23 protein-coding genes are annotated in these 21,850 nt (G+C 36.5%); 2 read left to right on the top strand and 21 right to left on the bottom strand.

Annotated elements, in window-relative coordinates; all coding sequences use genetic code 11:
- Window positions 1–16 precede the first annotated feature (16 nt).
- The 5 genes from ACFX4G_RS05205 to ACFX4G_RS05185 all read right to left on the bottom strand — a co-directional run bounded on the left by ACFX4G_RS05205 (window position 17) and on the right by ACFX4G_RS05185 (window position 5,697).
- Window positions 17–1,915, bottom strand: coding sequence for an ABC-F family ATP-binding cassette domain-containing protein (locus ACFX4G_RS05205; protein ID WP_377573149.1), 1,899 nt, complete (start codon window positions 1,913–1,915; stop codon window positions 17–19).
- Window positions 1,896–2,549, bottom strand: coding sequence for an HD domain-containing protein (locus ACFX4G_RS05200; protein ID WP_043982025.1), 654 nt, complete (start codon window positions 2,547–2,549; stop codon window positions 1,896–1,898). Before ACFX4G_RS05200 ends, ACFX4G_RS05205 begins: the two co-directional genes overlap by 20 nt.
- Window positions 2,550–2,673: 124 nt before the next feature.
- Window positions 2,674–3,150, bottom strand: a complete 477-nt coding sequence (locus ACFX4G_RS05195) for a glutathione peroxidase (protein ID WP_025752029.1) — start codon at window positions 3,148–3,150, stop codon at window positions 2,674–2,676.
- Window positions 3,151–3,211: 61 nt separating this feature from the next.
- On the bottom strand, window positions 3,212–3,730 hold the full coding sequence (locus ACFX4G_RS05190; RefSeq protein WP_043982023.1) for a hypothetical protein: 519 nt from the start codon (window positions 3,728–3,730) through the stop codon (window positions 3,212–3,214).
- Between the two features lie 278 nt (window positions 3,731–4,008).
- Complete coding sequence (locus ACFX4G_RS05185) at window positions 4,009–5,697, bottom strand: formate--tetrahydrofolate ligase (protein WP_377573145.1); 1,689 nt, start codon at window positions 5,695–5,697, stop codon at window positions 4,009–4,011.
- Window positions 5,698–6,049: 352 nt separating this feature from the next.
- Between ACFX4G_RS05185 and metA the strand changes: the two genes are divergently transcribed.
- On the top strand, window positions 6,050–6,961 hold the full coding sequence (gene metA / locus ACFX4G_RS05180; RefSeq protein WP_028408808.1) for a homoserine O-acetyltransferase MetA: 912 nt from the start codon (window positions 6,050–6,052) through the stop codon (window positions 6,959–6,961).
- A gap of 184 nt (window positions 6,962–7,145) precedes the next feature.
- Here the strand turns inward: metA and ACFX4G_RS05175 are convergent, their stop codons facing one another.
- From ACFX4G_RS05175 to ACFX4G_RS05155, 5 genes are all read right to left on the bottom strand, one after another.
- Window positions 7,146–7,508 carry a hypothetical protein gene (locus ACFX4G_RS05175; RefSeq protein ID WP_377573142.1) on the bottom strand — a complete coding sequence of 121 codons (363 nt, stop codon included), beginning with the start codon at window positions 7,506–7,508 and terminating at the stop codon, window positions 7,146–7,148.
- Between the two features lie 51 nt (window positions 7,509–7,559).
- On the bottom strand, window positions 7,560–7,973 hold the full coding sequence (locus ACFX4G_RS05170; protein ID WP_377573139.1) for a hypothetical protein: 414 nt from the start codon (window positions 7,971–7,973) through the stop codon (window positions 7,560–7,562).
- A gap of 129 nt (window positions 7,974–8,102) precedes the next feature.
- Window positions 8,103–8,687, bottom strand: a complete 585-nt coding sequence (locus ACFX4G_RS05165) for a replication-relaxation family protein (RefSeq protein ID WP_377573136.1) — start codon at window positions 8,685–8,687, stop codon at window positions 8,103–8,105.
- Window positions 8,623–9,984, bottom strand: coding sequence for an FtsK/SpoIIIE domain-containing protein (locus ACFX4G_RS05160; protein WP_377573133.1), 1,362 nt, complete (start codon window positions 9,982–9,984; stop codon window positions 8,623–8,625). The genes ACFX4G_RS05165 and ACFX4G_RS05160 overlap by 65 nt, the downstream gene beginning before the upstream one ends.
- Before the next feature lie 358 nt (window positions 9,985–10,342).
- The gene (locus ACFX4G_RS05155) at window positions 10,343–11,164 is read right to left on the bottom strand and encodes a ParM/StbA family protein (protein WP_377573130.1); all 822 of its coding nucleotides are present in this window, start codon (window positions 11,162–11,164) and stop codon (window positions 10,343–10,345) included.
- A gap of 232 nt (window positions 11,165–11,396) precedes the next feature.
- Between ACFX4G_RS05155 and ACFX4G_RS05150 the strand changes: the two genes are divergently transcribed.
- Window positions 11,397–11,651, top strand: a complete 255-nt coding sequence (locus ACFX4G_RS05150; protein ID WP_377573127.1) for a helix-turn-helix transcriptional regulator — start codon at window positions 11,397–11,399, stop codon at window positions 11,649–11,651.
- Between the two features lie 91 nt (window positions 11,652–11,742).
- On the opposite strand, the gene ACFX4G_RS05145 is transcribed toward ACFX4G_RS05150, so the two are convergent.
- The 11 genes from ACFX4G_RS05145 to ACFX4G_RS05095 form a co-directional block, all read right to left on the bottom strand.
- Entirely contained in the window at window positions 11,743–11,853 is a 111-nt protein-coding gene (locus tag ACFX4G_RS05145; RefSeq protein WP_377573124.1) for an SHOCT domain-containing protein, read from the bottom strand.
- Between the two features lie 187 nt (window positions 11,854–12,040).
- On the bottom strand, window positions 12,041–13,336 hold the full coding sequence (locus ACFX4G_RS05140; RefSeq protein ID WP_377573121.1) for a cellulase family glycosylhydrolase: 1,296 nt from the start codon (window positions 13,334–13,336) through the stop codon (window positions 12,041–12,043).
- A 142-nt stretch (window positions 13,337–13,478) separates the two neighbouring features.
- Entirely contained in the window at window positions 13,479–14,201 is a 723-nt protein-coding gene (locus ACFX4G_RS05135; RefSeq protein WP_377573119.1) for a peptidoglycan-binding domain-containing protein, read from the bottom strand.
- Between the two features lie 39 nt (window positions 14,202–14,240).
- Window positions 14,241–14,780, bottom strand: coding sequence for a glycoside hydrolase family 25 protein (locus tag ACFX4G_RS05130; RefSeq protein ID WP_377573116.1), 540 nt, complete (start codon window positions 14,778–14,780; stop codon window positions 14,241–14,243).
- 44 nt (window positions 14,781–14,824) lie between these two features.
- A complete protein-coding gene (locus ACFX4G_RS05125) occupies window positions 14,825–15,064 on the bottom strand; it encodes a phage holin (RefSeq protein ID WP_377573113.1) in 240 nt (79 codons plus the stop codon).
- An 11-nt stretch (window positions 15,065–15,075) separates the two neighbouring features.
- The gene (locus ACFX4G_RS05120) at window positions 15,076–15,354 is read right to left on the bottom strand and encodes a hemolysin XhlA family protein (protein ID WP_377573109.1); all 279 of its coding nucleotides are present in this window, start codon (window positions 15,352–15,354) and stop codon (window positions 15,076–15,078) included.
- Between the two features lie 162 nt (window positions 15,355–15,516).
- Window positions 15,517–16,647, bottom strand: a complete 1,131-nt coding sequence (locus ACFX4G_RS05115) for an acyltransferase family protein (RefSeq protein WP_377573800.1) — start codon at window positions 16,645–16,647, stop codon at window positions 15,517–15,519.
- A 131-nt stretch (window positions 16,648–16,778) separates the two neighbouring features.
- A complete protein-coding gene (locus ACFX4G_RS05110) occupies window positions 16,779–18,146 on the bottom strand; it encodes an O-antigen ligase family protein (RefSeq protein ID WP_377573106.1) in 1,368 nt (455 codons plus the stop codon).
- Between the two features lie 1,142 nt (window positions 18,147–19,288).
- Window positions 19,289–19,543 (bottom strand): hypothetical protein, encoded by a 255-nt coding sequence (locus ACFX4G_RS05105; protein WP_377573103.1) that lies wholly within the window; start codon window positions 19,541–19,543, stop codon window positions 19,289–19,291.
- A gap of 12 nt (window positions 19,544–19,555) precedes the next feature.
- On the bottom strand, window positions 19,556–19,933 hold the full coding sequence (locus tag ACFX4G_RS05100; protein WP_377573100.1) for a hypothetical protein: 378 nt from the start codon (window positions 19,931–19,933) through the stop codon (window positions 19,556–19,558).
- 167 nt (window positions 19,934–20,100) lie between these two features.
- Window positions 20,101–21,846, bottom strand: a complete 1,746-nt coding sequence (locus ACFX4G_RS05095; protein WP_377573096.1) for a phage tail protein — start codon at window positions 21,844–21,846, stop codon at window positions 20,101–20,103.
- Between the last annotated feature and the right edge of the window lie 4 nt (window positions 21,847–21,850).

Genomic DNA, 21,850 nt, shown 5'->3' with positions numbered 1-21,850 from the left:
CAGTCTAACGACTTGTTTACGCGTTTTCAATTTCTTCAATCAGCTCTGAAAGCTCTGCCCAGCGATCAAGCAGTGCACTTAATTCTTCGTTTGCTTTCTCTTGTTCTAACGATAGGTTATGCGCTTTTGTATAATCGCTGCCCACCTGTTCAATTTCACTTGTTAAGCGTTCAATTTCTTCTTCTTTTGCTGCAATATTATCTTCGATTTCTTCCCATTCTTTTTGTTCTTTATACGTTAAGCGACGCTTTTTCGTTTTCTCCGGCTGTTTTGGCTTTTCTTCTTTCACTTTAGCCTGCTGAACCATTGCCTGCTTCTTCTTCATCGCTTCTTCCAATTGATCTGTATAAGCGCCAAAATAAATCGAAATGTTTCCTTCTCCTTCAAAAACTAATAAGTAATCTGCTACTTTATCTAAGAAATAGCGATCATGCGATACGGTGATCACAACACCTGGAAATTCTTCGAGATAGTCTTCAAGCACCGTTAGCGTTTGAGTATCCAAATCATTAGTCGGCTCATCTAGAAGCAAAACATTCGGCGATGTCATTAATAATTTCAACAAGTATAAACGACGGCGCTCTCCGCCGGACAACTTTTGAATGGGTGTTCCGTGCGTATGTGAAGGAAATAGAAATCTCTCAAGCATTTGCGAGGCAGAGATCATTTTCCCATCCGTCGTATGCACAACTTCTGCCGATTCTTTAATATAATCAAGCATGCGTTGATTCAAGTCCATATCATCGCTTTCTTGGGTATAGTAAGCAACTTTAACCGTTTGTCCTCTGTCAATTTCACCGCTGTCCGGCTCAATGCGTCCTGCAATCATATTCAACAGGGTGGACTTTCCGCTTCCATTTTTTCCGACAATTCCAATTCGATCTTGTTTTTTCACGATGTGCGTAAAGGCTGAAAGAATGATTTTATTTTCATACGTCTTAGACACATCTTTTAATTCAAACACTTTTTTCCCAAGGCGACTGCCTGCTAAACTTAAATCCAGTGATTCTTTTTCAGAGGAATCGATTTTCCCTTCTAATTCATCAAATCGCTGAATACGCGCTTTTTGCTTAGTCGTACGTGCTTTTGCTCCTCTGCGAATCCAAGCCAACTCATTGCGGTATAAGTTGCTTAATTTTGCTTGAGTTGCTTTTTCCTGATCTTCTCGAATCGCTTTTCCTTCTAGAAAAGCAGCATAGTTTCCTTTATAGCTATATAAATTTCCACCGTCTAATTCAAAAATTCGGTTTGTAACAGCATCCAAAAAATAGCGATCATGAGTAACAAGCAGCACGGCTCCTTGATATTTGGATAAATATTCTTCGAGCCATTTAACGGTCTCATAATCTAAGTGGTTAGTCGGCTCATCTAAGATCAGTAAATCAGGTGTTTGAATTAGACTTTGCGCAATGGAGACGCGCTTTTTCTGTCCACCTGAAAGCTCACCAATTTTTGCACTCATATTTGAAATTCCAAGCTTCGTTAAAATCGACTGTGCGTTAGAATTGGCTTCCCACGCGTTCATCGCATCCATTTTCTGTTGCAAATCATACAATGTTTGCTGATTTTTTTCGTTTGCAGAGTCTTGCTCTAACGCATACAGAGCTAGCTCATAGTTTTTTAATAAGTTAAGAAGAGGCGTATCTCCGCTGAAAACTTGCTCCAAAACCGTTAAGTCTTCATCAAAATCCGGATGCTGTGGTAAATATGTCACGCTGTAGTCTTTAGCATGAACAATATCTCCTTCGTCTCCGAGCTCTAAACCTGCGATAATTTTAAGAAGCGTTGATTTCCCTGTTCCGTTTACACCGATTAAGCCGATTCGCTCATTTTCCGTAATGGTAAATGTTAGTTGATGAAACAGCTCTTTTTCTCCATACGTTTTTGTTAAGTTTTCAACAGTCAGCATTTTCATAATGATAATTCCACTCTTTCTTAAATTGAACTAAAAATTCTTTCATATATGTATGTCGCTCTTGCGCTAGAGACCGTGCTGTTTGAGTATTCATTAACGCAGTGAGCTTTAATAACTTTTCATAAAAATGTGCAATAGCCGTTGATTTCCCGTGTCTGTATTCTTCTTCCGTCATCTCACTTCGTACAGCAATGTTTTCATCATACAAAGGCGTGCCTTTAGCACCTGCATACATAAACGTACGTGCGATACCAATTGCACCGATCGCATCTAAACGATCTGCATCTTGAACAATTTGACCTTCAAGCGTAGCCATAGCCGGACGGTTTCCGCCTTTAAATGACATCGTTTGTAAAATGTGAACGATATGCTTGCAGTTCTCTTCTTCTACCTGCTGACTCTTCAGCCACTCCCACACTTCTTCGTACGCCTTTTCAACATCTTCCACTAGCTTATCATCTACAACATCGTGTAAAAGCGCGGCTAGTTCGATAACTTCACGATTGCCGCCTTCTTTTTTATATAAAAGCACTGCATTTCGACGCACGCGATCGATATGCTGCCAGTCATGACCCGTTGTGTCATGCGCAAGCTTTGCTTGAACCCACTTTTCCGTTTCCACTATTTTATTCATTTGCTCACCTCAATTATATCCACCATTATTTTAGCACAAAGTGAGGCGCTCGTCTCACTGACAGCGGATCACCGGTTGAAAATCCTCGCTGAAAAATAAAAAACAGATGGAGATCCACCTGCTTTTACAGCAATTCTTTTATATCTTTTTGAATATCTTTTGGTGCAGTTTGAGGTGCGTATCGCTTCACGACTTCACCTTGACGATTCACTAAAAACTTTGTGAAATTCCACTTTATCCCTTTGGAACCTAGTAGACCCGGTGCTTGTTCTGTTAAGTATGTAAATAACGGGTGTGCATGCTCCCCTTTTACATCTACTTTTGCAAACATCGGAAACGAAACGCCATAGTTTAACTCACAAAATTGTTCAATATCATTTGAACTTCCTGGCTCTTGACCGCCGAACTGATTGCAAGGAAAACCTAGAACCGTTAGGCCGTTTTCTTTTTCTTCTTCGTACAGCGCCTGCAAATCTTTATATTGAGGGGTGAAGCCGCACTTGCTAGCTGTATTCACAATCAACAGCACGTCACCTTGATAGTTAGATAGCGATACGTCTTCGTCTTTAATTGTTTTTGCCGAGTATTCATACACGCTCATCAAAACGCCTCCTTTTCCCTATTGTAATTCACTTTATTTCGGAAGTACAACTGAAACGCTCTTATGATTTGTCATAAAGAACCTTTAACTGATCAGTCGTTTGCAGCATGTAATCAATCATCTCGATTAAATCTCCTACTTGGTCTTCGTAAATAAATCGGTTAAAGGTTACCTCAATATTGTTTTCGTATTCGCTGCCTCCGACTTCATGAGTAATACGCTGCTTCACAACTCTTGTTGTTCCCCAGATCCGCTCACACATTTCCTGTATATTTTGAAATTCAGCTTCTTCAAACGGTTTTTGTTTTTTTAGCTGAAAATCAATATAAACTGTACACCCTGGTTTTTCTACACGGGAAGGCGTTAATTCGGCATGAATGTTGTCTAAGTCGGTTGATAAAGTTAGCGACGCGGTACAGCAAAAATGCTGTTGAAAAGAAATGCGGTACGTTCGAGTAAACTGAGCTAAGTCTACAAAATCTTCGCGATTCGTAACAGATACTTGCCCAGACAAGTCAAGATCATAGATCTCTCCTTCTACAACAACTTTTAAATTATCAAATACAATTGGATCAAACATTTCAACTACTTCCTTTTTTATAAAATACGAACAGTCAGCTCTCCTTCTTTCTTGCCAAATTAATTCATAACATACCTGTTATTTTGTTTTATCTTGCAAGAAAGAGATTGAGACCCAACTAAGTCCACCCAATCTATATCTAGAAGCCACTACACCCATGAAACTTCTTTTTACCATAACTATGAAAAAATCCGAACGAGTTTGATTCTTCATCAAGAATCTTGCTTCATCGTTCGGATTTCCCTTCAAATAAAATACTTTTACCCTAGCCTCTTCTCTTAAAAAATCCCTAGTGCATGTCCATTCTCGTCAATATCCATATTGAGCGCAGCAGGTTTTTTTGGAAGGCCAGGCATTGTCATAATTGAACCTGTTAGCGCCACGAGAAACCCAGCTCCGAGTGAAGGACGGAATTCCCTTACCGTAATCTTAAAATCAGTTGGTCGCCCAAGCTTCGTCTGATCATCACTTAACGAATACTGCGTTTTGGCCATACAGATCGGCAGATGATCCCAACCGTTTGCTTCAAATTGCTGTATTTGCTTTAACGCTTTTGGAGCAAAATCTACGCCTTGTGCTCCGTATACGGTTTTAGCAATAGCTTCTACTTTTTCTGGAATCGAAGCCGACACATCGTAAAGAGGAGAAAACTGACTTTCTGTCTCGTTCATGACTTCAAGAATTTTTTCAGCAAGCATGACGCCGCCTTCTCCGCCTTTTTCCCATACTTCTGTTAAAGCAACTGGAACATTCTTTGAATCACACCAATTCATAAGTGCTTCTACTTCACCTTTTGAGTCCGTCACAAAACGGTTCACGGCTACAACGTAAGGAACGCCGAATGCCTGAATCGTTTCAATATGCTTTTCCAGATTTTCAATTCCCGCTTCTAAAGCCTCAATGTTTTCTTCATTTAAACCCTCTTTAGCAACGCCCCCATGCATTTTCAAAGCGCGAATTGTTGCAACGATTACCACCGTTTCTGGTTTAATATCTGCCATACGAGCTTTAATATTCAGGAATTTTTCTGCGCCTAAATCTGCCCCGAATCCCGCTTCTGTTACTACATAGTCGCCTAGTTTTGCAGCCATTTTTGTGGCAATGACGCTATTGCAGCCGTGGGCAATATTAGCAAAAGGACCTCCGTGAATGAGGGCTGGAGTATGTTCCAACGTCTGTACAAGGTTTGGTTTAATCGCATCTTTTAAAAGAAGAGTAAGCGCTCCTTGTGCACCTAAGTCTGCAACCGTTACAGGCTCATTGTCCATGTTATAAGCTACCACAATAGATGCTAAGCGACGCTTCAAGTCTTGTAAATCTGACGCTAAGCAGAAAATAGCCATAATTTCTGATGCCACTGTAATATCAAATCCATCTTCTCGAGGAACACCCTGCATCGGACCACCTAATCCAATGACGACCTGACGCAGCGCGCGGTCGTTTAAATCTACCACTCGTTTCCACGTGATTTTACGTGTATCAATACGCAATTCATTTCCTTGATGTATATGGTTATCTAAAATAGCTGCCAGCGCGTTGTTAGCTGTTGTAATGGCATGCAGGTCTCCAGTAAAGTGTAAGTTAATATCCTCCATTGGAAGCACTTGAGCATAACCGCCGCCAGCGGCACCTCCTTTAATTCCCATTACCGGACCAAGAGATGGTTCACGCATGGCGACAATCGCTTTTTTACCTAATCTATGTAATGCCTGAGCTAAGCCAACCGTCACTGTCGACTTCCCTTCTCCTGCTGGAGTTGGATTAATAGCTGTAACTAAAATCACTTTTCCATCTTGTTTTGTGTGTAAACGTTCCATAACGGACAAAGAAAGCTTGGCTTTATAATGTCCGTACGGCTCTAGCTCGGCCTCTAAAATATCCAGGTGCTCGGCAATCTCTTTAATCGGTTTAATCGTTGCCTCTTGTGCAATTTGCAAATCACTTTTTATTTGCTTCTTAGTTGTCATATAAAAACCCCTTTTCTGCTGAGAATTCTTTTCAAACACTTCATCAAAAAAGGATGAAATCCATTTTCTGGGGGAGATATGAAGTTTAATGAATACAGGAACGACTGCGCTGTAAATTTTACTGAGTTTCAGTCAAGCAAAAAAAAGCATAGCGACGCTCCAGTTTAACCTTATTGTACCATTTCATTTTAGCCATTACGCATATTAATGCTCTTTTTTTTCAAAATTCAATTGCTTAATATTCTGTATATTCCTATAATAGTATATTGTACATAAATGTTGAACCTCATTTTCACGTGAGAAAGAACATTTATACGCATCATTACTTCGAAATCGAATAGGAGGAATTTTATTGCCTATTAATATTCCACGTGATCTTCCGGCAAAAGAAATTTTAGAAAAAGAGAGAATTTTCATTATGGACGACGTGCGCGCGGTTAACCAAGAAATTCGCCCTCTTAATATTGTTATCCTAAACTTAATGCCGGAAAAAGAAAAAGCTGAAACGCAATTATTACGTTTACTCGGGAACTCGCCGCTGCAAGTGCATATTACACTTCTTTACACAGCAAGTCATAAAGCCAAAACAACGAGTAAAAATCACCTAGATCAGTTTTATAAAACGTTTGAACAAATTAAAGAACGAAAATATGACGGAATGATTATTACAGGAGCACCTGTAGAACATATACCATTTGAAGAAGTAAACTACTGGAAAGAACTTCAAGAAATTATGGATTGGTGTAAAACAAATGTGACTTCTACCCTTCATATCTGTTGGGGAGCTCAAGCTGGACTTTATCATCACTTTGGCATTGACAAGCGACCTCTTTCTGATAAATGCACGGGTGTATTTACGCATGTGGTATCGAGTGAAGAACCGATTAAGCTGCTGCGAGGATTTGATGATGTCTTTTATTCTCCTCATTCTCGTCACACCGACGTCGACATGAATGAAGTAAAAAACCATCCTGACCTTGAGCTTCTTTCCTACTCTGAAGAAGCTGGTGTTTATATGGCGATGTCTAAAGATGAAAAGTTTGTTTTCATTACAGGACACCCAGAATACGACGTTCAAACACTGCAAGAAGAATTTCTTCGAGATACAGAAAAAGGGCTAGAACCAAAGCTTCCGGAACACTATTTCCCAAACAATGATCCTGACAAAAATCCTTTAAAAACATGGCGTTCTCATGCCAACCTGCTGTTTATGAATTGGTTGAACTATTATGTTTACCAAGAGACTCCATATCTGTGGGAATGAAAGAACCGACCTGTCCTAGAATTTATTTAAAGCTATTAAAATCCCTTAATACCAACAGTTTTGAAAATGAAAGTTAATAGCTTTCACCCCTAGTTAACTTAAAATAACTTGAGTGCGTGGTCATTTTTGTGGTCATGTGGTCAAAAATGTGAGCATCGCGGACAACTTCCGCATGCTCCTTTTTTTATGCTGCAACAATTGAATTTATAGCTGTTCTGAGAAGCAAGGGTAGAAGTTCAACGATGATATAAGTAATTGTGGTTTTAGTCATCCAACTTACGCATTTTTCACGAAAACCGATAATGTACATCAGGCCCGCTATAACCATTATAATGCTGGCTACTGGATAGGAGATAATCCCGGTGATTTCTAAAAATGGATTAATAGCGTTAAATGCACTATCACCTAGCGCTTGAGTTGGATTGCTTAAAAAGTGTGTAAGTGTGGTTAATACACCTTCATGTTTTGCAGCTGCAAGCGGCACAATAGCCGCGCTTGTATCTATGAATTCTCGAATTGTACCTACTGTTTGTATTTTGTGCCACATGTTTGTTTACCTCCCTTTAAAATCCCGCTGTGATGCTAACCAACAAACGCATTAATAGCGGGCCATATTAACGATAATAAAACCAATTGCTGCACCTTGTAAGGTTTGTATTGCCTGTTCATTCCTTCTCATAATGAACAAAATACCTGCGTAGCTCAAGCTGATAAAAGTAATTGGATATGCTAACCCCTGCACTAGATCAGTAATTGGCGCAAAAGCTGAAATGATTTTATTTGAAACTTCTGCTTTTCCCATTGTTTCTACTGCTGCACCTGTTCCAGCTGCAAAAGTAGGAGCGGCGAAACCATCAAAAAAAGCAGGTGTTAAGATGAAAGGAAGGGATATTGGATAGAGGCATTTAGTATTTGAAGCTTCTACATCTACTTGAATTTCAACTTTCTTTTCTTTATTCATAAAATCCGAAATTGTACCCACCGTTTGAATTTTCTTAGATGCAAATAGCATGTTATTTTCTCCCCTTTTTAGCTGGTTTCTTTTTAGCCTTCTTTTTACTTTGCTTACGCTTTTTCATTCCATAATCTAAAGCCATAAACCCCGCCTGAATCGCAACCTTTTTCCACATGTCCATCACTCCTAATGAAAGTCTGATATGGTGCAAACTTGCCCTTTGATATCTCCCATCATTTCAAGCAGCTTCTTCTTCCTATAATTTGTTGTAGTCATCCAAATAAGCCTTATGTTTTTTAAAACGCCGTACTCAATCAGCTTACGGTATTTTTCTATCTTGGCCTTATTGGTTTGCATCTTTTGTGTATGGTCCACTTCAACAATATGTCTGATAGCATTACTTTCAAATAAAGCATCTGCTATTACATTTACATCTTTATAAAGCAGCCGCATTTCATTCTTCCAATCATCCGGACAATTATAAGCAATAAATAAATCTTTTCTCATAATGTAATGTCTTGCTGTTGTCATCTTTTTGCAGATTTTTGTACATCCCGTATATTTACGGCCTTCTGCATTTAGATAAAAAATCTTTTCTCCATCCATGAAACTAGAAACGTATTTACTTAACTGTTGCATGACTCTCTGAGCGGTTCGTTCAGATGGTATTTTATGAATGATCTGAATTTGTGAACGGCTCAAATAACTAAACCGGCTCAATGATAAGAGTATCTTTTCCTGTCTCTCTAATGTCTTCGCTAATTGGCGCATTCTCTTCATCATCCTCCCTAGCTTTAATAACAATATGAGGTCTTATAACTTTCTCAATTTGTTTATCATCTAAGAGATAACTTTGAACTTGCGCTGTACCGTCCGGTGTTCGAACAATCGCCCGGCCTTTTATAGTGATTTCTTCTGCACCAGTATGATCAAGGACCACATAACTTTGCGTTCCGGTATCTAATCTATAGCAGATCTTTGTAATTGTATTTGCTTTTACCTGACTATCTAAAATTTCAGCTGTTGGATATTGAGTTGAAAAGATCAAATAAATCCCCAATGATGCAGATTCACAAGCAATCATTTTCATCCATGCTTTACATTGCTCATAAAGCAATTTAGCTTTTTCAATATCCTTTTTTGATTCTAATTCCATCCGTCTAAAATCAAGGTTACTTGCTTCATCAATAATAATGTAATGTCTGGAAAGGGGTTGCTTAATATCCTGAATTTTTTCAATGCCTAACTGCTTAAATAATTCTTTGCGGCGCTTCATTTCTTGAATGATTTTCTTGAAACAATTGTGCGCACTTGGTAGATCTTCGGCCATGTTTATCACTTGTTTACAATCCGCGTAACGCTGAAAAGATAAACCTGATTTTAGATCAATTAAACTAAATTCCACTTCACCAGGATGGAGATTTATAAATGTGGTAATCAATAGATGCAGAAAAGTTGTTTTTCCATATCTAGTTGTACCAGCTATAACCGCATGCCCGTCATCTAATCGAATGAAATGAACACCATCTTTTGTTTCTCCAATTGGCACACACCACTTTTTACATTGGTTCCAAACTGAATCATCAAAGGCTAGATAATTCGGCAATGATCTATCATAAACCTTAATACGCAACATTCCGTCATAACTCATTTCTATATTTTTTCGGATCAGCTGCTTTTCTCCAAATATGCGTTTGAATTGTTCAGGTAAATCTTTAAATGATTTAATTTGACTTAATTTTTCCCAATCAATCTTCTTTAAATCTTTTAAGCTGAGAAAATATGAAGTTTGTTTGTTGTTCAATCCGTCCTCAAATTTATCAATGTGACTTTTGAAATCATCTAAAGATAAGCCTAAAGGGATTTGATAAATGTATTCTGTAAAGTGCTTGTTTTTCGGTCTGTATTTCCGGTGAATCCTAATTGATTTTCCGTCTTTTTTTAATCCAACAACATCAGCAATCATTTTAATTTTTTCATGATCATTTGTTGGCCCTTCTCCACTCTTCAATTTTGCTGCTAAATAAATCCCGCCAATAATTGAAGAAGAAATAACTTCAAAAATCATGCACTTTCTCCACCCCTCTTATAGTATCTACAAAGTAGATAGTGCCTTTCTAAACGCCATTTTATATTGTTCATAAGCATTGATATCATAAGCTTTTTATTGGCGTAGCAGCTGCACCCACCCGCCATTTAAACGTCATCCAAACCGTCATTAAATTACGCTGCTTATATGGCTCTTATTTGTTGAAATCGGTTCGTAATGAGGTCTTTCAACCGGTTGTATACCTTGCATATCTTTATCAATTAAACGCTTTATATAACGTGAAAATACACCTTGTTTTAAAGCATGCTACAGCAACTTAATTTCATGTGGATCTACCTGACTAAATGAAACATCTTTCTTCACTCTTTTAGACACATTATAACCCCCTTGCGATATTTAAGAATGCTAATGCATTTGCATAAACAGGATGCGCGAAATCAATTTGACCACTTTCTACATACGGAACTTTAATTGCTTTTGCTTCCTTATAATAAGAAGAGACTAAGTCTTGAACTTCTTCGGCCATGCCACCCGCAATAAGTACAACGTCTTCTTTTCTCCATTTTTTAGACGTTTGAGCTATAATGCTTTCAACCATTGAATTAACATTTTGGCTTTTAGTTGATTCAGCGCCATATTCCAGGCTAGAACTATCTTTATCAATGTAACGGCCATCTTCAATTGTTGCGTAATTAACGCTCCCGCTTCCTATGTCTATAATGCGTATTAAAGGAGCTTTTGTATTTAAAGCCCAATATACTGCACCGCCTTCTGCAGCAACTTCTACACGGTTAATAGTGAATGTTTTTGTTACACTGTTAACCGTTATAGTGTATGACCCTCTTAACATGTCTTTGATCTTTTGCTTCTCATAATCATTATGTTGGACAATTGGTTGCCCTACGACAATTTCATTTTGTGGGCCACCGTAGCGATGAATAGCTATTGACGTGCGTATTTTTGCATCTTCATGAGCTTTTGTGCTATCCATCATTCGACGTAAAAATTCACTTTCATATTTAGCAAGCGTTCCAGCAAATCCTTTTTCGCCCTGATATTCAAATTCCATATCATCTTTTCCAAAGGTAGAAGATAAATTTCTTTGTCTCCATTCACCTAAACATGAAGGAAAAGAATATACCCCTTTTTCTGTCCCTACCTTTACCGCTGAACTTCCGCTATCAATACCTAAAATCATTCTGTTGACCTCCTTTTGTCTGCTAGGCGTCTGACTCGGACAAGAAATTTAATATGATGTGTGGCGTTTGTCGCTCCTGTGTCTCACCTTTGTAATCCTAATATATTGTGCTGTGCTTGTACTTGATACCTGAAAATTAAAATATTTTTATTACTTATTAATTTATATTTATTACTCATAAATGCATCCTTGTTCAAATATGGATATGGTAATAAAATGAAAGGAGGAATATATGGATACTTTAGGAGTGTTTGCCATGCCAAAAGATAGTGTAGGTAAATTGGATTCGAAGTTGAAGGTTCGTTTTGCTCAATTGAAAATGTCTCAGATTGAAATTGCTGAGAAATTAGGAGAAACAAAACAAACGGTGAACGGTTGGGCTACTGGAAGAACAGAACCAACGTTAAAAAAAGCTTTTAGACTTGCAAAACTTCTTGATTGTACTGTTGATGAACTTTGGGAATACGTAGAGGATGACTCGGAATAAACAGATACACATAAAGAAGGTCCACAACCTCTTCCCTTAGGAACTAGGAAGAAAGTTTGTGGACCAATTAGAAAATAGATAATTATATTAATTAAGAAGTTAATAAATTTCTCTTCTGCTCTTGAAATTCTTCTTCAGTAAGAATGCCCTGTTCTTTAAATTCCACTAGTTTACTTAATTCATCTATACTCTTGAACTTCACAACGTTACAGTTGTCGCATCATTCACTAATTTTATCAGGTAGCTCAGCGTATTCATATATCTTCGTTACATCAATGTTTGCGTATTTCTCTTCTTGTTGTTCCATTACAATTCATCACATTCTTTACTTATCATTATGGGATCTGAATAATAAGATAAACGTTTGTTTTAATTAAGAATAGTCTTCATTATTCACTTATTATATATGTTGGTTCATTAGATATCTCTAAATTTAAATCATTATCGCCATTTATCTTACTTACTTCTTTTCCATACATTGTAACTATTTTATTTTTTTTACTTTTAATAGTTAAATTAATATTATGTTTTTCCTTTGAAGTCCAATAGACAATTACCTTCTTTTCTTTTCCATTAGTAAATTCAAGAATATAATCATTTTGATTACCAACATTAATTCTCCTATTTAATTTAAAATTTGATAAGTTGTAAGTTAAAGTATTAATTGCTATGTATGATTGTTTCGGGATATTAACATCCTGTTCTCTAATACCGAAATTATGTTCACTATTCAGTGGGTCGTCCCCATCATTCTTCCAATCGTACCAAACACTTACTGGAACATCAGATAACAAATTAATTAAAAACATCCTAACCAAATACTCTGCTTGTTGCTGTTCTGTCACGTTGAAATTTTTCCATTTTTCAGCTGTAGAATATCCCCATTCTCCCGCTAAAATAGGGACGTCACCTTTTTTGTATTTACTTATTAAAGATTTCAACTTCTGATAATCAGATAATACTGTTTCAGGATTCTCAGGACGATATGGATGAACAGATACTGCATCAATGTAATCTAAAGTTCCTTCTTTAAAGATACCTTCTAACCAAACCAACGATTCTGAATTTACCTTAGATAAAGCTGGAGCCACAACAATTCCTGTCGAATCATTATCTTTTATGGTTTTAGAAACTCTTTTTACTAACGAAGAATATTCTTTAATGTTTGGTTTTGGTTCCCAAAAACCAGAATTAGGTTCGTTCCATATTTCCCATATTACGCCTTCACCTTTGTATCTAGTTGTGACCTCTTTTACATATTTGACAAATGCATCTTGACCTTTTTTAGTTACAATGGATTGATTCTTTTCATACAATTTATTACTATAATCCAGTATAAAATATGGACGTATATCATTCTGAATTAATGCCGTATTCAATTCATCATAACCACTACTTTTAAAATTATATACCCCACGTTCTTTTTCTACGTTTTCCCATAAAATATCTTGTCTTACTATTTTAAAACCAGCATCTTTGATTAAATCAATATCTATAGGATTGCCTGTGAAATGTATATTAACTCCCAACCCTTTAGGAACTACGTCTGAAAACAAATTTTTCTTTTGAGCTTGCAAAGAAACTTCCTTTACTTTCATAATTCCCAGTGTGAAAATAGAAACTATAATTAATATTATTACCATTAATGTTAAGCTTTTTTTGTTTAAATATTTATATTTTTCCATTTCCTCCCCCTATACTTCCAAATATTTCTTATTACAATCACTCATTGAAACATATGCCTGCTAAAAGAATACTATTACTTGAAAGAAATTTCCATAAGTATTTTCCAAAAACCCCCCCACTCATAAGAGCAGAGGTTCTTCATTACTTGTAATACCATCCTTTAACATCAAGGAATTGTTTCACCTTAACGAGTTGTAACCCTGCTATAGTAATTTCGGCTGATGGATTACCCTTTGCGTGTATATTAAGCTCTGAGTTAATCTTCTCACCCTTTAAGAAGGAGCGGAACTCAGCCTCCATGTCTTTGCTTAACCCACCTGTTGTTAAGGTTACTAACAAAGGCTCTACATCATTAGCTTTTACAAAGCCACCAGGAACTGCCCATGCCTTCGCGCCTTCTGTATAGCCGTACACACTGAAAATGGCATTATTACTGATTGTCTTTTGCTTCTCAGCTAAGTTGGAGTATTTGTATACACCTGCAACTACTTTTGATTTCACTTGGAATGAGTATTTATCTCCTATTGATGTGACTTTCGGCAAGTCTTCTTGTTTAGGTGCGGATTTAGCTTTTAATAGCTCTGTGATTTTAGCTAACGTGTTCTCACCAGCAACCCCATTATCAAGTAAGCCGTTTACACGTTGGAAAGCTTTTACCACTTCAACACTCTCTTTACCAAAACTTCCGTCAGCACCGTATTTAGGTAACGTATACCCTAGCTTGATAAGGTTCTGCTGCAACTCTTTTACACCTAGCCCTGAATCTCCTTTACGGTACGAGCTTTGCGAGTTCGCATCACCTACAAGCGTCACACCTGAATCGATTGATTTGAAGAAATCAAGATCCATTTCATTTACGTCCACTTTCCCGTTGATTCCTTTTACTTTCCCTGAATCCGTGTATTAGAACATTGCCCACTTATTCCATATTGTAGAGGAACCCGGGCTATTCATACCGTTTACATGATTTAAACTGCTGTAACGAGCTACCCATAAAGGATACTTAGCTACAGCGCTTGAAAAGTTGCTCATAAATGAATAACCTGTATAGAGAATCGGTGTAATTCCTGTCTTTTTCTCAATATGCTCCATCCATTTTAAACCGAATGCGTTTATTTTTGCTTTGGGTAACCCTTTATTTTCTTCTAAGTCTAAGCAGTGTGGTAAGTCCACTTTCATGTTCCTGAGTTTCTCTAGAAAGAAATTCACTTCTTTAATCGGATCGTTGTTTGCATGTGCATAGTGGTAAAAACCAACGCGTAACCCTGCATTTTTCGCATGTAAATAATGTGAGTATGCTGTCTTACTAAGAAAGCTTGTACCTTCTGTTAATTTAATATATGCCCCTTTTACACCATCCATCGCTACTTTCGTCCAATTGATTGTACCGTTGTGATGAGAGACATCGATAATTTTCACGTTCTTTTGGTTTCTACTTTGCATATGATTTTCTCCTCCCAATTAGAAAAGCCACCTTGAAAGGTGACTTATTTTAATCCTTTTTGTTTTAAGACTTCCTTTTGCTCCTTCGCTTTCTCTGTGGTACCGTAGTGGTTTTGGTAAATTCGATAGAATGTATACACTAATGGAATAGCTGCTACAATCACCACCTCAAATGCGTTGATACTATCTAAGGTAAACCATTCAAACTTCACATTAATTGTTCCTAGGAAAAGGAATAGAGCTGTCAGAAAGCCTGTTATTTGTTTCGCAACATCCTTGTTCATTATTCACCCTCCTATTGTTGTAAAACGGTATAAAAAATAGCGATTGCGCCGCCAATAACTCCAGTACAAATCGCTGTAATAATCCCACCCATAATGGTACACTTAATCCAAGTGGTGTTATCTTCAATTTTGCTTAACTTTTCATTTAACGTGATGATTTGTTGATCGTGTTTGTCTAATGTTCGTTCAACGGCATATACGCGTGCAGCTAATGTATCGATTTTCCCTTTGATTTCAGTTAGTTCTTTGTGTACTGTCTCTATTGGTTGTCCCTCCGTTGATTTTGGCATCTTCCTAACCCCTTTCATATATAGAAACCTCTTCTATTTAGGCATAAAAAATAACGCTCAAGGCGTTGATTAATTGCTATCTTCACTTTTGGATATAAAACTTCTCTATTATCACCCCTTTTGTAAAACAAAAAGAGGACTAAAAATTAGTCCTCTTTATAATTAAGCTACATCATTATACTTTTTAGAAAACCTGGAGTTACTAGTTAAATACTTTCCTAACCTAATGGAATTAAGTTCAATGAAGTGGTAAGACAATGTTGCTAGTGCAGTAGATAAAACTATAGTCATTAACCACATACTCCAAAGAGGTAATACCCTATAAAAAACATTTACTATAGTAAACAGAACCATAAAATGTATTAGGTATAAACTGTAAGAAATCTTTCCTAGGAACTGTAGGACCTTTCCTTTTAATATTTTAGAAATTGACGCTGATCCTAAAGCAACAATTATTAAAATTGCCACACCAAATGAAGTAGCCCATTCTTCTAAAGCTCTATTGTGAATTATTGCAATGTTAGGAAAAAACCAACTTGAATACGTATAACTTAGAAGGCCCACTATAAGAAATAGTACTTTATTTATTTTCGATATTTTAGTAAACCCACCAATTAAAATATCTCTTTGCTTTGCTAAGGTTGCGCCTATAATGAACATAAAAATATAGTGGATACTTAAAAAATAAGTATAATCAACTCTGTTCAATCCAAATTTCATGTGGAGAATAGAACCTATGCACGAAAAAAGAAAGCCAATTCCTAAAGAATATCTCCAATTTAGCCTTAATACTAAAATCATTATAAAAGGAAAAATAATAGAAATTCTCATTTCATGCGCTAGAGTCCAAATAACTGGATTATACGCATCTGTATTGAAGCCACCTATCAGAAGGATATGTTCCCATAGTAACCCCCAGCTAAAAGGAACATTCCAAAGACGATTAAACCAGTCTGTTAAACCATCTATTCCTCCTTTTGAAAAATTCTCTTTGAGTATAACTGCGGCTATAATTGTAACTAAATAGGGTATATATATCCTTGCGATCCGACGTAAAATGAAATGAGAATATGTTTGATTTTTGCCATTTAAAGCTGGTAAAGAAAGTACGAAACCGCTTAAAACAAAAAACATTATAACTGCTTCATGACTTGCAAAGAATAAATGAAAGAACCTACTATTTGCCAGCGCAACAACTAGACCATACGCTGAAGATACAGAAATTAAATGTGCAATTACCACTGTCAAAGAGGCCAGTCCTCTAATAGAATCTAATTCTTCATATCGTTTAATAATAATCGATCTCCTTACTTTATTTTAAATAATTATTCTCTTTATAAACTTAAATATTTCTTCCTAATTAACTGCATTCGTTAAGTGAAGAAAAAATATTTCTGATAAAATTAAACACCCTGAACAGGTGTTTAATTTTTGTTATTAATACCTTTTTTATCAAATAAGACTAATCCTGTAATTAAAAACAATAACACAGAAATATTATAAAGATGAAGGAAATAATTATCGAACATTCCTTCGAAGAATACTATCCCATAAGCCCCCATTAAACTTAGATAAAGCGCATTCCCTGTATCCTTATATCTTTTCATAGACATATACATTACTCCGAATACTAATGTAGCTAACGAAATTACACCTAATATACCACTCCAAGACCAAGCTATAAGAAAATTGTTATGTGGTGGAAGTTTGCCTAATTCCGCTCCCATTTGATATGATATTTGCTCCCATCCTCCGTAGCCTAACCCTGAGAGTGGGTGAATGTGTGAAAGAGCAAATTGCCAGATTATCATACGAGGATCAGATTCTATCGCTTCTATACTTAGCCTAGAAACAATATTATCGAAAAGTCCACTGCTGACAAAAAGCATACCTAAACTCAAAATCGGAAAAGTAAAAATTAGTAATCTAAACCAAGTCTTCTTTTTCTTTATATTTAAAAGTATTAGAAGAAAAAGTGTAAAAACAAAAGCTCCTAATCCAGCACGTGAATTGGTGCTTAATAATGCAAGAAAATAAATAATTACAGGAATATTATAACTACGAACTTTACTCTTCAGCCTTAAAGATAATGATGACCAAAGTAATATCCCAAAAAACACTGCTGCCATATTAGTATTCACAAAGAATGTACCTGCTTTTCTAGGATCAAGTATATTATTGTAACCTTCATCAAATAAGACACGTAAAGCCCCAGGATCTATAAACAACTTAGCTACTGAAGTATGCAAGAAACTGATTTCCAAATCAGGGACTAACAAAAAGACTACATTTGCTATTCCAATAGGCAAGCCAAAAATTACAATATTTTTCAGAACTGACTCTACCGAGTATTTACTTGCTATTTGTTGGCCTGCGAGCATTATCAAAAATGCAAGAAGATTGTACATAGTAAGCTTTATTCCTAGATTTATATCAGGAGAATAAATTAATCCAAAACTCATTCCTAAAATATAGATAATGAAAACCCTTGTTATCTTCTGTTTCAAATGATCTTCAAAAAACCTAATAAGTGATATACCACCTAATAAACATAAAACAGTAAAGGAAACACTGAAGTTTGTTCCTCCGAAAGATATAAATAGAAGGTACAAACTGAGAAAAGGAATAGAATATACATATAACAACTTTTGTTGCACTAGAAAATAAGGTACTAAAACTATCAATGGAACTAAAACAAGGAGATGATAAACCGATACTCCAACAACATAAATCGTGGCAATTATAAATAACAACGCCTGTTTAAAGTTGTTGATACCCAACCTATGAATCATATTTTTTACACCTTTCATATCCGAATAGTATTATCATACTATCTTTCTCTGTTTTTTTTAAGTTTTTTTTCAAGTTTATAGTTATTTTAACAAATAATGCGACTAGTTCTATTGAAGTTTTGTGTCTTTTGTCTCTACGTGTTTTTTTGTATTTTATAACATTTTAAACTACCACCCCAGATGAATCTACCCAACTACTGCTATTAAACCATATAGGTTTATTTAATGTTTCATCAAAATAAAATTGACCTTTTGATGCTCGAGTAGGTCTATCAGACATAGAACCACTTGGGCTTTCTCCCCTTGAAAAAATCTCCATTTAGGAGTGCTTTCCCCACCGTTAACCAAGTAGATGGTTCATATGATCCACCTTGAACTACTATTCCTTCGAAAGTTTACTTTAAAGCATTAACATAAATAATGTTGTCTATATAGATATCCTTTGAAATGTCACTGGAATCTTTAATTTCAATCAGACGAATGGGGCGAATGATATTGCTATAGTGATTTAATATTAAGTTTTTAATTTGGACATTTTTGCGCTTTTGAAGCATTTAATCGATTGGATCGTATGATTTCTAGTACATCTGCTGTTACATCTATTACACGTATAAAAGAAATTGCTTCTTTATCTGCCTCTGTAATTTTTAACTTTTTCATTCTTACCTTTCGGGTATCTTATAAAAGAAAGCGTGATTTAAGAATCTCGATACCACCTAAATCTACATCATGTTCAGCCATGTTTACAAAAATAGGAAACGTTGTAAATACAGAGTATTCATAAACCTCAAACCTATTTTGAAACTTTAATTTATCCCTTTGATATTGGTTGGATTTCAAAATTCAGAAAACATTTTACAGTCCGCTGTGTAAACACTAACCCTAGATTGTACAGTTTCTGCAGAAGATGTATTTGAACCAATAACAAGCTCATTTACTTGCGAATAGACACTATTTGATTTTTGCACAGCAACATTGAATCGTTCAGTGCTTTCGCTGCATCTGTTTGAGTTTTATATGTGTTAGTTGTTGTTTCTTTAAAGTTGTTTTCCACATCATCAATAAACTGATTTAATATCCTTCTTCCTTCAATCCCTAACCAGTTTATTAAACATTCAAATAATAATAGTGCCTTTCACACCTCACTCTGTTGGATTTGTTGGTTCTGTCGGTGTTTCTTCTACAGCTGGTTCATCTTGTACTAGGGAAGCCTTGAAACCATTAAGGACCACTTTGTAATATTTCGCGTTCGTTTGCAGGTCTTTTCCTGTCTCTTCATCTTCTATAAAAAAGAAGTCGAAGGGTTCTGTTTGAACAATGTACCGCCCCACTTGCGCGCTTGTTACATTTCCTTCAGTATCTACCGTGACAAATACTTGATATAATTTCTCACCCATTGCTATCTCTCCTTATCCTCGTAAGTAACCGCGAATGTGTCGAACAGCTACCGCTTTTGTTGTACTGTCGCTTTTAAGACGTACATAAACAGACTTTTGACTGCCATTAGGTGAGCCTAAATCCACGACAAAAATACGACCGAAGGTAGCATAGTCATTACCGATGCTGTGGGTCGTATAAAAACTTGCGTATGTGGTTCCTGATGTTGCACCTGAACCGTCTACATAGATGTAACCGCCGTTTCCGTTATCAGCGTAGAAAGCTAGTTGCAAGTAGAGGTAACGCGCCGTATGTTGGAAGCTATAATATCCAGCATCACCCTTGTCAGTGGTCATTGTTTTATACCATCGTCCTTCTTCGTATACACCGCCTGATAGTTGAGGTGGCATAGAAAATTGAACATTAAAATCAAAGTTGGCATAAACATCTTGGATTAGTTTGAATCCATCTGTACGTTCAATCGTAATTGATCCTAATGCAGAGTATAATTGCCCAGGTGTAATACGTAGGTACTTATCCGGGTTATTAGTATCTATCGCACGAAACTCTGTTCCATCTATATAAAAAAGGGCAACTTAACACCAACAATTTGAACGTTGTTGGTGTTAAGTTGCCCTTTATAAATAACATCTGCCACGATTCCTTCTGCTGTCATGGCTGTTAAATAATCTTCACCGTTGTTTTGGCTGATTCCGATTCCATTTGAACGCGGAACTACGATTTTATTTGCATCGTTTGGATCTCGTAACACAATCCCCATATTCACTGGATACTCTACCTGTGAAAGAGAATTGTTAATGGCTTCAGAAAAAAATTTTGTTGCTTCATCCAACATATTTGGGTTAATTCGATTGGTTCTTGAATCAAATAAATCTTCAAGTAATTGCTTCGAACTATTGAATACCACTTCTCCATATGTTTCGCGACTGTTTCCTATTGTGATATCAGGTGATTTCTCAGATTCGGGATACTCAGTAATCTCCATAATACGCACATCTGGGATGGTTAAATTTAATTCCTCTACAATAAAAGGAACACTTGCCCCTATAATTGGTTTTGGAGTAGGGTAACCCGCTTTTGACAGATCCCTAAAGCTCATTTCATAACTGATTTCTAACTTATCATTTAAGTTTTCTTGTAAATATGATTGCAAGTAAGTAGGATTCGTGAAACGTTCATCAAAAATCGGGTCTTGGTGGCGAATTCCATACTTAGCAGCCAAAGGGGAAGTATATTCCGCAACTGCCATGTATTGCGCGTCACCTTTACGTGTTGTATAGACTTCAAATGTCTTTAAGTTTTCTGTATCTGAGCGCCTTACCCAACCACGCGATTTCCCCGCTCCTGTACTTGGTACATGCTGGTCATCGTCACCTTTGAATGTAGCAACGATCACATGATCTTGTTCAACTGCGTCCATAAATAGATTAACGCTTTTTAATCCTGCTGTTTTACCCCACGTTGATAAGGTAGCTGTTTGATCTCCGTCTAACTGAAATTCCCACACACCACCATCAGGACTTTGTAAATACCAAAAACGAATGCCTGTCCCATTCCATTTCATCGTGAAGGTTCGCCCAGCTTCATTCGTGTACCAATACGGATCAGTTGTATTAGCCCAACCGCTTGAACGCTCTTGGAAGTTGAGTGATTCACCTTTTAAAACATTTTGGTTTTCATAAGTTTTACCAAACCCCCTGATATACGTGCATAGATTGTTTGCTGAGCCTTTTTTGACGATATCAGATATATTATTTCTCGAACGAAATGGATAGCTTTGGGTGGGTCCTAATTGGTTGTATAAGCGTATCTCATTTCCAACTACATCAAACTCCGCTTTAAACGTAGCAAGAAGTTTCTTGAATAAATCTAACGGATTCGAACCGCCAAAGTTCTCAATTTTCTTAATCCCGAACGAATCGACAACAGAGAAGGTATAATCGCTATCCTGTGTAATAAAGCTCATATACGCACTCAGAGAGCGTGAAGCAGTTGGTAATGTAGTGTACACATAACTGCGATCAATCATCTTGGAGAAGAATTCATGCTGAGTCGTGATAACTGCTTTTGTTGTGTTTTTATACGGGCGCTTTTCTACATCAGCAACGTATCGTACACCATCATATTCAATCGGTGAATCATCTTCCAATAAATCAAACGCTGCTGCATTCACTTCATTTCGAACCACCGTAAAAGAAACAGAGTTTAAATCATTAACTTTGACACTTCTTGTTAAATCGGTGTAACCTACTAATCTCTCAGTCTTTGTTTCATCGACATTTGATACAAGCATTTTAGCCATTCAT

Source organism: Priestia sp. YIM B13486 (assembly GCF_042787865.1).
Lineage (GTDB): Bacteria > Bacillota > Bacilli > Bacillales > Bacillaceae_H > Priestia > Priestia megaterium.
The sequence above is the reverse complement of the archived record's forward strand: the minus strand, read 5'-3'. Positions and strand labels throughout refer to the sequence as shown.